The organism is Bradyrhizobium sp. LTSP849, from assembly GCF_000938255.1.
GTDB lineage: Bacteria > Pseudomonadota > Alphaproteobacteria > Rhizobiales > Xanthobacteraceae > Bradyrhizobium.
Genome location: NZ_JYMR01000013.1, coordinates 1 through 12309 on the forward strand (window position 1 = coordinate 1; position 12309 = coordinate 12309).

Annotated in this window: 12 protein-coding genes and 1 tRNA gene; 8 read left to right on the forward strand and 5 right to left on the reverse strand. The window is 62.7% G+C overall.

The genetic code is table 11. The features are described from left to right. Window positions 1–40: 40 nt before the first annotated feature. The 3 genes from tnpC to tnpA all read right to left on the reverse strand — a co-directional run bounded on the left by tnpC (window position 41) and on the right by tnpA (window position 2479). Window positions 41–1669, reverse strand: coding sequence for an IS66 family transposase (tnpC, locus tag UB31_RS11000; protein WP_044999807.1), 1629 nt, complete (start codon window positions 1667–1669; stop codon window positions 41–43). A 70-nt stretch (window positions 1670–1739) separates the two neighbouring features. Next, window positions 1740–2087, reverse strand: a complete 348-nt coding sequence (tnpB, locus tag UB31_RS11005; protein WP_044999806.1) for an IS66 family insertion sequence element accessory protein TnpB — start codon at window positions 2085–2087, stop codon at window positions 1740–1742. Further along, on the reverse strand, window positions 2084–2479 hold the full coding sequence (gene tnpA, locus UB31_RS11010; RefSeq protein ID WP_044999804.1) for an IS66-like element accessory protein TnpA: 396 nt from the start codon (window positions 2477–2479) through the stop codon (window positions 2084–2086). Before tnpA ends, tnpB begins: the two co-directional genes overlap by 4 nt. 744 nt (window positions 2480–3223) lie before the next feature. Between tnpA and UB31_RS11020 the strand changes: the two genes are divergently transcribed. Together UB31_RS11020 and UB31_RS11025 are read left to right on the forward strand one after the other, a co-directional pair. Beyond that, window positions 3224–3817: a nucleotidyltransferase domain-containing protein gene (locus UB31_RS11020; protein WP_245305976.1), complete on the forward strand. Its 594-nt coding sequence runs from the start codon at window positions 3224–3226 to the stop codon at window positions 3815–3817. Then, on the forward strand, window positions 3814–4248 hold the full coding sequence (locus UB31_RS11025) for a hypothetical protein (RefSeq protein ID WP_045005529.1): 435 nt from the start codon (window positions 3814–3816) through the stop codon (window positions 4246–4248). The genes UB31_RS11020 and UB31_RS11025 overlap by 4 nt, the downstream gene beginning before the upstream one ends. Before the next feature lie 205 nt (window positions 4249–4453). Here the strand turns inward: UB31_RS11025 and UB31_RS11030 are convergent. Beyond that, window positions 4454–4530 (reverse strand) — tRNA-Met (locus UB31_RS11030). Between the two features lie 312 nt (window positions 4531–4842). Between UB31_RS11030 and UB31_RS11035 the strand changes: the two genes are divergently transcribed. From UB31_RS11035 to UB31_RS11055, 5 genes are all read left to right on the forward strand, one after another. After that, window positions 4843–6288: a coniferyl aldehyde dehydrogenase gene (locus tag UB31_RS11035; protein WP_045010911.1), complete on the forward strand. Its 1446-nt coding sequence runs from the start codon at window positions 4843–4845 to the stop codon at window positions 6286–6288. Between the two features lie 36 nt (window positions 6289–6324). Next, entirely contained in the window at window positions 6325–7923 is a 1599-nt protein-coding gene (locus tag UB31_RS11040) for a GMC family oxidoreductase (RefSeq protein ID WP_045010912.1), read from the forward strand. Between the two features lie 295 nt (window positions 7924–8218). Further along, entirely contained in the window at window positions 8219–8731 is a 513-nt protein-coding gene (locus tag UB31_RS11045; RefSeq protein WP_045005534.1) for a CvpA family protein, read from the forward strand. A gap of 202 nt (window positions 8732–8933) precedes the next feature. Further along, window positions 8934–9716 (forward strand): SDR family oxidoreductase, encoded by a 783-nt coding sequence (locus UB31_RS11050; RefSeq protein WP_045005535.1) that lies wholly within the window; start codon window positions 8934–8936, stop codon window positions 9714–9716. Beyond that, window positions 9713–10702 (forward strand): NADPH:quinone reductase, encoded by a 990-nt coding sequence (locus UB31_RS11055; protein ID WP_045010913.1) that lies wholly within the window; start codon window positions 9713–9715, stop codon window positions 10700–10702. The genes UB31_RS11050 and UB31_RS11055 overlap by 4 nt, the downstream gene beginning before the upstream one ends. Before the next feature lie 4 nt (window positions 10703–10706). On the opposite strand, the gene UB31_RS11060 is transcribed toward UB31_RS11055, so the two are convergent. After that, a complete protein-coding gene (locus UB31_RS11060) occupies window positions 10707–11138 on the reverse strand; it encodes a DUF3775 domain-containing protein (protein ID WP_045010914.1) in 432 nt (143 codons plus the stop codon). A gap of 124 nt (window positions 11139–11262) precedes the next feature. On the opposite strand from UB31_RS11060, the gene UB31_RS11065 reads away from it, so the two are divergent. Further along, window positions 11263–12114, forward strand: coding sequence for an MBL fold metallo-hydrolase (locus UB31_RS11065; RefSeq protein ID WP_045010915.1), 852 nt, complete (start codon window positions 11263–11265; stop codon window positions 12112–12114). The last annotated feature ends 195 nt before the right edge of the window (window positions 12115–12309 follow it).

Here is a 12309-nt window from a genome sequence, read left to right on the forward strand (position 1 = left end):
GTAAGCATCCGGCGAAGACCGCGCGCGGGTCATTTTCGGCTCAGGCGGCTTGATCAACGTTCCGGATGGCAGAGCGCCAATTCCATGGCAGCAGTTCGTCGAGCCTTTGGACGGGATGCTCGGCGATGCGCGCCAGAACGTCGGCGAGCCAGGCTTGCGGATCGACGTCGTTCATCTTGGCGGTGACGATCAGGCTGTACATCACCGCCGCCCGCTCGCCGCCGCGATCCGAGCCGCAGAACAACCACGACTTCCGACCTAAAGCGATGCCGCGCACGCCACGCTCCGCCGCATTGTTGGACAGGCAGATGCGGCCGTCATCGAGGAAGCGGGTAAATGCGCTCCAGCGCTTGAGCATGTAGTCCATGGCCTTGGCGACATCGTTGCTGCGCGAGAGCTTGGCGCGTTGTGTGCGCATCCAGGCTTCCAGATCGGCCACGAGCGGCGCGCTGAGTTCCCGGCGAACTGCCTGGCGCCTTTCGGCGCTCTGACCGTTGATGGTCCGCTCGATCTCGAACAGGGCGTCGATCCGGCGGACTGTTTCCAGCGCCAGCGGCGAGATCACTGCCGGCCTCTTGCCCTGAGCCTTGCGACGCGCATTCTCGGCCAGATCAGCCATCACGAAGAACGGCCGCCGGGCATGGACCCAGCACGCGGCTTCCAGGATCGGACCTGCGTTGCGGCCCGGTTCGTAAAGCCTGCCATAGCCGCCATAGGCATCGGCCTGGAAGATTCCGCTGTAGTTGGCCAAGTGAGCCTGGGGATGCTCGCCGGCCCGATCGCGCGAGTAATAGAACACCGCGCCCGGCGGGGCCTGCCCTCCAAAAGGCTTGTCGTCGCGCACATAGACCCAGATCCGGCCGGTGTCGGTCTTGCCTTTGGCCAGGACCGGAACCGTGGTGTCGTCCCCGTGCAATCGCTCGGCGCTCAGTACGTAGGCCTCGAGGCGCTTGAACAAAGGTGCCAGCGCCGCGGTGCAGCCGCCGACCTGGTCGGCCAGGGTCGACAGACTGATCGGCACGCCCTCCTTGGCATAGCGCTCCGCTTGCCGGTTCAGCGGCTGATGTTGACCAAACTTCTCGAACAGCACCATCGCCAGCAGGCTTGGCCCCGCCCAGCCGCGGGCAAGCACATGGAACGGCGCCGGAGCCTGGCTGATCTTCTCGCAATCACGGCAAGTAAACTTCTCGCGGACGTGCTGGATCACTTTCCAGGATTTCGGGATCACCTCCAGCGTCTCGGTGATGTCCTCGCCGAGCTTGGACAGCCGCGCGCCGCCACAGCAGGCGCACGCCACAGGTCCCGGCACGATCACCCGCTCGCGAGGTAGATGCTCCGGGAACGGCTGGCGTGACGGCCGCTTGCGCGTGAACGACGCCACCTTCGTGGTTTTGGCCGCGGCCATTTCGGCGGCGAGTTCGTCCTCCGTCGCCGAACTCTCCAGCTCCTCCAGCGTCAGTTCAAGCTGATCCAATAGCCGCGCGGTACGCTCCGAGCGCGGACCATGGCGGTCGCGGTTGAGTTTCTCGATCTGCAGCTTCAGATGGGCGATCAACGCCTGGTCGTCGGACTGCCGGGCACGGGCGGCCGCAGCCTCCGCCCGAGCAACGATCAATGCCGCTTGCAGCGTTTCGATGTCGTCTGGCAGCGATTCAAGGCCGTCACCCATGGCCCCGATGGAATCACAAAAGAGGCGATTTGAGGCGTCTTTTCTTCCGCACCTCAGAACTTTTTTGAGCCTATCCTGCGCTCTGTGGCCGCCACGTGTGCTGCGGATTGCGCCAGTCGATCGCCTCCAGCAGATAACTCATCTGCGCCGCGCTCAGCCCCACCACACCGCCCACCGTCGCCGGCCAGACAAAACGGCCACGGTCCAACCGCTTCGCGTAGAGCGACAATCCAATTCCATCGTGCCACAAGGCCTTGATCAGCGAACCGCCGCGTCCGCGGAACACGAAGACATCTCCGGCGAACGGATCGCGACCAAGGCTTTCCTGCACCAATAATGACAAACCCTGCATGCCCTTGCGCATGTCAGTGTAGCCGGTCGCAATCCAGATGCGTGCGCTCGAAGAGACTGGGATCATCGACGCTCCAGAACCTGCAGCACCCGCGCCAGGGCGGCCGCATCGACGCCCGCATCGACAATCACCCGACGATCCCGGCCAACGACGATCACCATCTGCCCGCTCGTCGCTGTGGCAGCAACCGCCGGCTCGACCTCAGCGGCAAGGACGACCCGCGCAAAGCCGGATTGCTCGCTTTGAGGGCTGATCGGCTCGGGACCGAACGAGCGCCGCCATGTCATCAGCAACGAACGTGATATGCCATGGCGTCTTGCTGTCGACGATATCGCGCGCGGCGCTTGAAAGCTTTCGGTCACGATCCGCAGCTTTTCGTCATCCGACCAGCGTCGCCGGCGACCAGTCTCGACCACCTCAAGCCGTTCAAGCTGAGTACTGCGCTTATGGCTGTCCATAAGGACTGTTACGCACCAATTGGACTAATCCAACAAGGCGGCCCTCGCCGGAGGGAGACGATTCATACCGAGCCGAAAATCCTCACCTTGCAGGACATTGAGAAATGCGTCGTCAAAGTCGCCCAGGACAAGATTCACGATGGTCGTTGGATTGACGGCGAGGTTGTACGTAAACGGCACCGTGCCCGGCAGCGGTAACCGTACCGCGCGGGAGACCGGATTGTCTTAACGGGGGTGGTCGAAGTCCGCACGGGCTTGGCGGTCCGAACTATGCTTACGCCAGCACCGCGATAGGCTGCCTCGGACCATTCCACTGAAGCCGACATATAGTTGAAAACTTCCTTGCCGAGCGCCGGGTTCGCCCGCATCTCGGCGTAGTGTTCCCTCTCCTCGTCCGTAAACGGAATCTCGCTGTCGGGCTGAGCGGCAAGCTGGGCAAGCTCCAACTGTGTCTCCAAGTAATGGGGTGTCCGCGCCTCAAGATGTCGCACCAAGGCATAAAGGATCGGCTTGTCGGACCGATCGAGCGCTCCGCCCAAATTGCGTACTCACCATTCTTCGCGAGTGTCCTGATCTTTCTCCTTTCCGGGTCACAAGCGAAGTTCCGCAGATAGAATTGCGGAACATAGTGATGGTCGCGAGGGTAATTCATGGGGGCCTAATATACTGAATTTACTCAACTATCGGTCGAGTTAATTGTTTTTCCCCAATTTGGGTAGTATATTCCCCGATATGGGTACGACTATGGAAGCCATCAATCTATCGAGTGCGCTGTTTTCAAAGGTCCAGCAACGCGTGCTGGGTCTCATTTTCGCGCATCCTGATCGTAGCTTCTACACCTCGGAGATCATCCGAACGGTTGAATCCGGCAGCGGTGCCGTCGAACGCGAACTCTCTCGCCTCCAACGTAGCGGGCTTGTTTCAGTCGAGCACATCGGAAACCAAAAGCACTACCGCGCCAATCGGCATTCACCGATCTTCGAAGAGTTGCAGGGTCTCGTGCTAAAGACAGTGGCCCTACGTGAGCCTCTGAGAAATGCTCTTGAGCCCTACGCAGACAAGATCAAGACTGCGTTTGTCTATGGCTCCGTTGCCAATGGCACGGATACCGCGCAAAGCGATATCGACGTCATGGTGATCGGAGACGACCTGAATTACTCCGACCTCTACACGGCCTTCCAACATGCCGAGGATCGCCTGCTACGAAAGATCAATCCTACTTTCCTGTCGACAGACGAGTGGCAGCGCCGATCATCAACGGACGGCTCGTTCATTCAAAAGCTTGGTGCTCGTCCGATGATGTTCCTTTTTGGCTCTAAGGACAATCTGTACACATGAGCAAAGCTGCACTCGACAATCTCGTGAAGATCGAGCGGCTCAAGGCCGAGCCGCCTACCCAAAGCGAATATCAGGGGATGCTCACCGCCGCACGCAGTCGCTTGAAAGACGCGCAAAACGAAGACCTCGATTCCGACAGCCGCTTTGATCTGGCTTATGGCGCAGCACACCGGCTGGCCTTGGCCGCCTTGCGGCGCGAGGGTTATCGGTCGGAAAACCGGATCACCGTTTTTCAGACGCTTGTTCATACGCTCGGCACGAACGCGGCCGACGTGCAAATACTTCTCAAAGCTCATAACGAACGAAACCTCGCCGAATACCAAGGCCGCCTGGAGATCGACGAGAAACTTCTCACCGACCTGATCCGCTGCACCAAGACACTGGAGACCGCCGTCGCCAAGCTCGATCCACCTTCCGATAGCCAGGCCTGACGTCTCTAAGCCCAACCTTCGTTGAATTGTTCTCCGGGTGCGGTGTCTTCTGCGCCGCCGCGTGCGCCTGACTTACCTGTCCGGGACGGCCGCATTAACAGAAGGCTCGCTTGGCGGAAGACAGTCGGCCTGCCCGCTTCCGCCAAAACAAAAATGGCCCGCGTCAAGCGGGCCATTTTCGTATCGGAACCGATCATTCCAAATTTGGTTGCGGGGATAGGATTTGAACCTATGACCTTCAGGTTATGAGCCTGACGAGCTACCGGGCTGCTCCACCCCGCGTTAAACCGTTGCTTTGCCTTCGCTTAAATGCCGGGGACGATGGATCGGGGCCGACGCTGTTCGCGTGGCTTGCTTCTCCCGTCCCAAAGGCTTCCTTGGAAGGCAACCCCGGGGCAAAGCCCGTTGGGTGCGGGCGGTATGTACCAACCCGGGCTGCCTTTGGAAAGGGCTGCGGGGACGTTTTTTTCGACTTTATGACAGGCCGATGGACCGAATTTCGGCCGGTTTGGCACGCACTTGCCAGAAGTTCCACAAAGGGCCAGCTTGCGGCAACAAAACTCAGGGCGAAACGCCATCTTGGGGAGGAAGGCCATGGACAAGATCTTGGACCAATCCCTGACGAGCGCCCCGCTGCGGTCACTTGAGGGCGCCTTCCATGCCATGGTCGCGCGGTCGCGGGCTGAGCCGGCCGCGGCGCTGACCGAGCGCCTCGATCGGCTGGCGCGCCTGCGCGCCGTCGTCGCCGACAATGAAGAGCGCTTCCGGCAGGCGATCTCGGTCGATTTCGGCCATCGCTCGGCGGTCGAGACCACCATTGCCGAGATGATGCTGGTGTTCTCCGAGATCCGGCATGCGACCAAGCACCTGAAGACCTGGATGGCGCCGCAGCGCGTCGCGACCGCGCTGCAATTCTTGCCCGCGCGCAACCGGCTGATGCCGCAGCCGCTCGGCGTCGTCGGCATCATCGCGCCCTGGAATTATCCGCTCCAGCTCACGCTTGCGCCTGCGATCGGGGCGATCGCCGCCGGCAACCGTGTCATCATCAAGCCGAGCGAGCTGGTGCCGCATTTTTCCGCGCTGCTGAAGGAGACGGTCGCCGAGAGGTTCGACGCCGCGGAGCTGCTCGTCAGCGGCATCGAGGACGAGATCGCAAAGGCCTTTGCGTCACTGCCGTTCGATCACCTCGTGTTCACCGGCTCGACCCGGGTCGGACGGCTGGTCGCGGAGGCCGCGGGGCGTAATCTCACGCCGGTGACGCTCGAGCTCGGCGGCAAGTCGCCGGCGATCATCGACGCCTCCGCCGATCTCGAGGAGGCGGCCGAGCGCATCGCCTATGGCAAATTGCTCAATGCCGGGCAGACCTGCATCGCGCCGGACTATGTGCTGGTGCCGGAGCGCTCGTTGCAGGCCTTCGCCGAAAAAGTGCGCGCGCAGATGCGCCGAATGTTCGGCACCGATCCCGCCAACAAGGACTACACCTCTGTGATCTCCGACCGGCATTATGCGCGGTTGGAAAATCTCGTCGCGGATGCGGCACAGCGCGGCGCAAAGATCCTGCAACCGGCGAAGGCCGACGATCCCAACTGGAAGGCGCATCGCAAATTCCCGCCGACGCTGATCGTAGGCGCGACCGAAGACATGGCGGTGATGCAGGAGGAGATCTTTGGGCCGGTGCTCCCGGTGCTGGGCTATCGCGAGCCGGCTGATGCGATCGCCTTCATCAACGCGCGCGACCGGCCGCTGGCGCTCTACTGGTTCGGCAAGGACGGCAGCGCGCGCGACGAGGTGCTGGCGCGCACCGTCTCCGGCGGCGTCACGATCAACGACTGCCTGTTCCACTTCGCGCAGACCAACCAGCCGATGGGCGGCGTCGGCGCATCCGGCACCGGTGCCTATCACGGCGAATGGGGTTTTCGCACGTTCAGCAAGCTGAAGCCGGTGTTCTACCGCTCGAAGTTCAATCGCCTCGCCGACCTCTATCCGCCCTATGGCGGCAAGATCGCGCGGCTGGAGAAGATGATGCGGTTCATGTCGTAGGTTTCAACGAAAAGAAAATTGGGGGGGGAAATATCAGTGACTGACACATTCGATTTCGTCGTCGTGGGCGCGGGCTCGGGCGGCTGCGCGGTGGCGGGACGGCTGTCGGAGGGTGCGGCGACGTCCGTGGCACTGCTCGATGCCGGCGGACGGAACGACAATTGGCGGATCACCACGCCGTTCGGGCTCGCTCTGCCATATCGCGCGGCCAACTGGGCCTTCGACACTGTGCCGCAGAAGGGATTGAACGGCCGTATCGGCTATCAACCGCGCGGCAAGGGCCTCGGCGGTTCCTCGGCGATCAACGCCATGGTCTACATCCGCGGCCACAAATGGGACTACGACCATTGGGCCTCGCTCGGCAATGCCGGCTGGTCGTACGCCGACGTGCTGCCATATTTCAAGCGCTCGGAGAACAACACCGATTTCGACGGCGCCTATCACGGCAAGGGCGGCCCGCTGCATGTCAACAGGCTGCGCTCGGACAATCCGATCCATGACGTCTTCCATCAGGCCGCGCGTGAGGCGCAGTTCCGCACCCGCGAGGACTTCAATGAAGAGGACCACGAAGGGCTCGGCAGCTACCAGGTGACGCAGCACAAGGGCGAGCGCTGGAGCGCGGCACGCGCCTATCTGCAACCCCACATGGACAAGCGCGCGAATCTGCGCGTCGAGACGGGTGCGCAGGCCACGAAAATCCTGTTCGAAGGCGGGCGCGCGGTCGGCATCGAATATGTACAGGGCAAGCAGACAAAGCAGCTGCGCGCCCGCCGCGAGGTGATCCTCACCTCCGGCGCCTTCCAGTCACCGCAATTGCTGATGCTGTCGGGCATCGGCGATGGCGACGCACTTGGCGCGCATGGCATCGGCGTCGTGCATCATTTGCCGGGCGTCGGGCGCAATCTGCAGGACCATCCGGATTTCGTGTTCGTCTACGCCTCAGACTATCCGCACTTCGTTCACTCATCGATCGGTCGATTGCCATCCCTGCTTCGCGCCATCCAGCGCTACCGCAGGGAGCGACGCGGCCTGATGACCACCAATTTTGCCGAGTGCGGCGGCTTCCTGAAGACCCGCCCCGATCTCGAAATATCCGATATTCAGTTGCACTTCGTCATCGCGATGCTCGACGACCACGGCCGCAAGAAGCACAAGGAGGCAGGCTTCTCATGCCATGTCTGCCTGCTCAGACCGAAGAGCCGCGGCAGCATATGGCTGAAAAGCGCCGATCCGCTCGCTGCACCTATGATCGATCCGAATTTTTTGGGCGAGGCGGAGGATCTCGAGACGATGGTCGCGGGCTTCAAGACCACACGGCGGCTGATGGAGACACCTGCGCTGCGCGCCTTGCAGAAGAAGGACATGTTCACGTCCGATGTGAGAACGGACGACGACATCCGCGCCATCCTGCGCGCGCGCGTCGACACCGTCTATCACCCCGTCGGCACCTGCAAGATGGGAACGGATGCGATGGCCGTGGTCGATCCGGCGCTGAAGGTGCACGGCATGGACGGCTTGCGCGTGGTCGACGCCTCGATCATGCCGACACTGATCGGCGGCAACACCAATGCGCCGACCATCATGATCGGGGAGAAGGCCGCAGACATGATCCGGGCGGAGGTGCGGGCGAACTAAGCGGCGCTCTACGTCGTCGTCCCGGCGAAGGCCGGGACCCATACCCACAAGAAGTAGTTTGGCGAAGACTAGTCGTTACGCGGTACCGCCACCTGCGATTCATCGACAGATCACGCGGTATGGGTCCCGGCCTTCGCCGGGACGACGACTGAGGATAGTTCCTTTACCGGCGTCGAATAGATCTGATGTCGACGCAATCCCCGCGCCCTGGAGCCAAAAAATACAGACGATTTTAGCGATCTGAAACCGGAACGATCGGTTCGGCGTTCATTCGTTCCATGGCAGGCTCTCGCTCATGAACAGTTTCGATCTCGCGGTCTATGCGGCACTCGCGATTGCGGTCATCTTCGGTTTCAGGATCGGGCTGTTGCGCAGCGCCATGACCATTCTGGCCTATCTTCTCGCCGCCCCCATCGCGGTTTCGCTGATGCCGATGATCGCGCCGCAAATTACCGGCAATCCGAATGCACCGCTGCTGCAGAACTGGATCTGGTTCTTCGGCATCTTCCTGGTGGTCGGCATGCTGCTCGGATATATCGGCCGCTTCGTGCTGGATGACACCATCCGCCACGCCGGCATCGGTGACCGCCTCGGCGGCGCCGCGCTCGGCGCGATCAGGGTCGGTCTTGTCGCCACCACGCTGGTGCTGGTGTTCGACCAGATCGTGCCGGCCAACCACCAGCCGCCCTTCCTCGCCGGTTCGCGCCTGCGGCCGCTGTTCTCGGCGGTCGGCCAGATGGGCTTCAAATCGCTGCCGCCGGAGGCCGCCGCCGCGATCGACCGCCTCAAGCAGGAACGGCGCATCTAGCTCATTGTCCGGGCATGATCTTTTCGGAAAACCGCTGCACACTTTTCGCTAACGCGCCCTTCGGGTCCGGATCATGCCCGCACATTTGCATCGCCGCGCGGGCGTGCATGCATTTTGATGCGAGCCGGTCCCTTATCAGCGGCGCCACTCTTGGCTAGAGTGCCGCCCTCTAAAACCTGCCTGACATTACGGGAGTGAAACAGTGGATCTTGGGATCAAAGGTCGCCGCGCCATCGTCTGCGCATCCAGCAAGGGCCTCGGGCGCGCCTGCGCCATCTCGCTGGCCGAAGCCGGCGTTCACGTCACGCTGACCGCGCGCGGCGCCGAAGCGTTGAAGAAGACGGCCGACGACATCCGCAAGGCCTATCCGACCGTGACGGTCACCGAGATCGTCGGCGACATCACGACGCCCGCGGGACGCGAGGCCGTGCTGAAGGCCTGCCCCGAGCCGGATATCCTGATCAACAATGCCGGCGGCCCGCCGCCCGGCGATTTCCGCAACTGGACCCGCGACGACTGGATCAAGGCGATCGACGCCAACATGCTGACCCCGATCGAGCTGATCAAGTCGACCGTCGACGGCATGATGGCGCGCAAGTTCGGCCGCATCGTCAACATCACCTCGGCGGCGGTGAAGGCGCCGATCGACATCCTCGGCCTCTCCAACGGCGCGCGTGCCGGCCTGACCGGTTTCATCGCCGGCCTGTCGCGCAAGACCGTGATCAACAACGTCACCATCAACGGCCTGTTGCCGGGCCCGTTCGAGACCGATCGCCTGACCGGCACCGCGAAGGCCGAAGCCGACAAGCGCGGCGTCACGGCGGAGCAGATCCTGACCGAGCGCGCCAAACTCAACCCCGCCGGCCGCTTCGGCCAGCCCGACGAGTTCGGCTATGCCTGCGCCTTCCTGTGCGGCGCCAAGGCCGGCTTCATCACCGGGCAGAACATTTTGCTCGACGGCGGCGCCTTCCCCGGAACGCTGTGAGAGCGATCTGGTACGAACAGACGGGACCGGCGGTCGACGTCCTCACCTATGGTGAGATGCCGACGCCGGTCGCAGGTCCAGGCGAAGTTCGCATTCGCCTGGAAGCCTCCGGTGTCAACCCGGCCGATGTCGGCCGGCGCGGCGGCAGCTACCGGGCGATGGACTACGAGCGCGTCATCCCGAACAGCGATGGCGCGGGCTTCGTCGACCAGATCGGCGACGGCGTGACGCGGTTCAAGAACGGCGACCGGGTCTGGCTGTTCAACGGCCAGCGCAACGGCCGCGCGTTCGGCACGGCGGCGGAATATATCGCGCTCGCAGAGGCGCTCGTGACGCCGCTGCCGGACAATCTGTCCTTCGCGGAAGGCGCGACGCTCGGCATCCCCGCGATGACGGCGTGGTGCGGCCTGTTTGCAGACGGGCCGATCGTCGGCAAGACCGTGCTTGTCACCGGCGGCGCCGGCGCAGTCGGGCACTATGCCGTGCAGCTCGCGAAATGGGGCGGCGCGCAGGTGATTGCGACCGTGAGTTCGGCGATGAAGGGCGAACAGGCCCGACGTGCGGGCGCCGATCTCGTGGTCAACTATAAAGACGAGGACGTCGTTGCGAAGGCGATGGCGTTCACTGGCGGTCGCGGCGTCGACCGCGTGGTCGACGTCGATTTCGGCGGCAACATCGCGACCACGCTGAAGCTGATGGCGATGAACTCCACCATCGCGGTTTATGCCACCAACGGCAATCGCACGCCGAATTTGCCGATGCGCGAGCTGATGGAGAAGTGCATCGCGCTTCGCGCGCTGGTGCTGTTCGCGCTGCCGCCCGCGCTGCTTGCAGCGGCGCAGGCCGACATCTCGAAATGGCTGGCGGCCGGGCCGCGTATCCATAATGTCGCGGCGCAGTTTGCGCTGTCGGACACGGCGCAGGCGCACCTCGCCGTCGAGAAGGGCGACAAGCTCGGCACCGTGATCGTCGACTGCGCGCGCTAGCTGCCTACACGACGGGCGTGGTCCGCTCGTCGGTCCAGTCGATGCCGAGTTCGTCGAGGCCGTCGGCCAGCAAATCGCCCAGCATCGGCTCGCCCAGCAGATACTGCACCGTCTCATGCCTGGGCTTCTTGTACTCGGCGCGCGCCTCGATCGCGCGGGCGCGCAAATCGTCCCACTCCTCCACCGTGCCGTCGCCGCGACCGAGCCACATCAGCGTGACCAGATCGAGCTGCTCGTCCTCGTTCATCGCCCCGATGAAGCCGGTCAATTCGCTCGCGACCGGATCGGAATTGGTGTCCTCGAGAACGTCGATCTCGTCATCGTCGGTAGCGTTGGAGCCCGAATCCGTATCGGACGCCGCTTCCTTGACGTCGAATTCGCGGGCCTTCTCAATGATGAAGGTCACCTTCTCGGCGGAAATTGAAAGCTCTGGCATGGCTCCCCCTTTTGGATCCTGACGGGTTCCTTCGATAACGCACGATCACGACAGATGATCCATTGCGCTTGCGGGCGGAAACCCGCATGTTTCGGCGCCAAACGAGAACATGGGGACACACCGCATGCAGTGGAAGGTAGGCCGGGTCAAAATCACCAAGATGGTGGAATTGGAGACGGTCGGCTCGACCCGTTTCGTCCTGCCCTTGGCGAGCAACGACGAAATCCAGAAACTGCCCTGGCTGATCCCGGATTTCGCGACTGAAGAGGGCCGCCTGAAAATGTCGATTCACTCGCTGGTGGTGGAGACGCCCTCGCAGCGGATCGTGGTCGACACCGGCCTCGGAAATGACAAGCAAGGCCGCAGCGTTCCGATCTGGAATAACCGCACCACGCCGTTCCTGGAGATCATGAGTGCCGCGGGGTTTCCGCCCGACAGCATCGACACCGTGCTGTGCACGCATCTTCATGTCGACCATGTCGGCTGGAATACGAAGCTCGTCGACGGCAAATGGGTGCCGACCTTCCCGAAGGCGCGCTACGTGTTCGGCCGGACCGAATACGAGCACTGGCGCGACCATTCGACCGCGCCGGACAAGCAGGCGGTGTTCAACGATTCCGTGAAGCCGATCATCGATGCCGACAGGGCCGACCTGATCCCGAGCGATCATCGGCTCTGCGAGGAGATCAGCATGATCGCGACCCCGGGCCACAGTGCCGGCCACATGAGCGTCCTGATCCGGTCCGAGGGAGAACAGGGGCTGCTCGCCGGCGACGTCGCCCATCACCCCTGCCAGATGGCCCATCTCGACTGGTCTTCGACGCCGGATTTCGACCAGACACAATCAACCGCGACGCGGCGCGAATTGTTCGGGCGATTTGCCGACACACCGACGCTGGTGATCGGCGGGCATTTTTCGGCCGGGCATATCCGGCGAGAGGGAGACGCGTTCAGATTTGAGGCGCTGCAATCGTAGGGTGGGCAAAGCGACTTGTCCGCCGTAGCTCGAAGAGCGAAGGCGGAAGCGTGCCCACCATGCCGGGCCATCAAAAGAATTGGTGGGCACGGCGCTCCGCGCCTTTGCCCACCCTACAAAGAGGGGCTGCAATGCGCCCCCTTTTGAGCGGTTGAATTTCCCGCCGCGCTGTTCCATGAAGCTATTTAACCGATC

Bases quoted from the DNA above. Each gene is read 5' to 3' on its own strand.
- tnpC (WP_044999807.1), bottom strand. From the start codon at position 1,669: ATGGGTGACGGCCTTGAATCGCTGCCAGACGACATCGAAACGCTGCAA.
- tnpB (WP_044999806.1), bottom strand. From the start codon at position 2,087: ATGATCCCAGTCTCTTCGAGCGCACGCATCTGGATTGCGACCGGCTAC.
- tnpA (WP_044999804.1), bottom strand. From the start codon at position 2,479: ATGGACAGCCATAAGCGCAGTACTCAGCTTGAACGGCTTGAGGTGGTC.
- UB31_RS11020 (WP_245305976.1), top strand. From the start codon at position 3,224: ATGGAAGCCATCAATCTATCGAGTGCGCTGTTTTCAAAGGTCCAGCAA.
- UB31_RS11025 (WP_045005529.1), top strand. From the start codon at position 3,814: ATGAGCAAAGCTGCACTCGACAATCTCGTGAAGATCGAGCGGCTCAAG.
- UB31_RS11035 (WP_045010911.1), top strand. From the start codon at position 4,843: ATGGACAAGATCTTGGACCAATCCCTGACGAGCGCCCCGCTGCGGTCA.
- UB31_RS11045 (WP_045005534.1), top strand. From the start codon at position 8,219: ATGAACAGTTTCGATCTCGCGGTCTATGCGGCACTCGCGATTGCGGTC.
- UB31_RS11060 (WP_045010914.1), bottom strand. From the start codon at position 11,138: ATGCCAGAGCTTTCAATTTCCGCCGAGAAGGTGACCTTCATCATTGAG.
- UB31_RS11065 (WP_045010915.1), top strand. From the start codon at position 11,263: ATGCAGTGGAAGGTAGGCCGGGTCAAAATCACCAAGATGGTGGAATTG.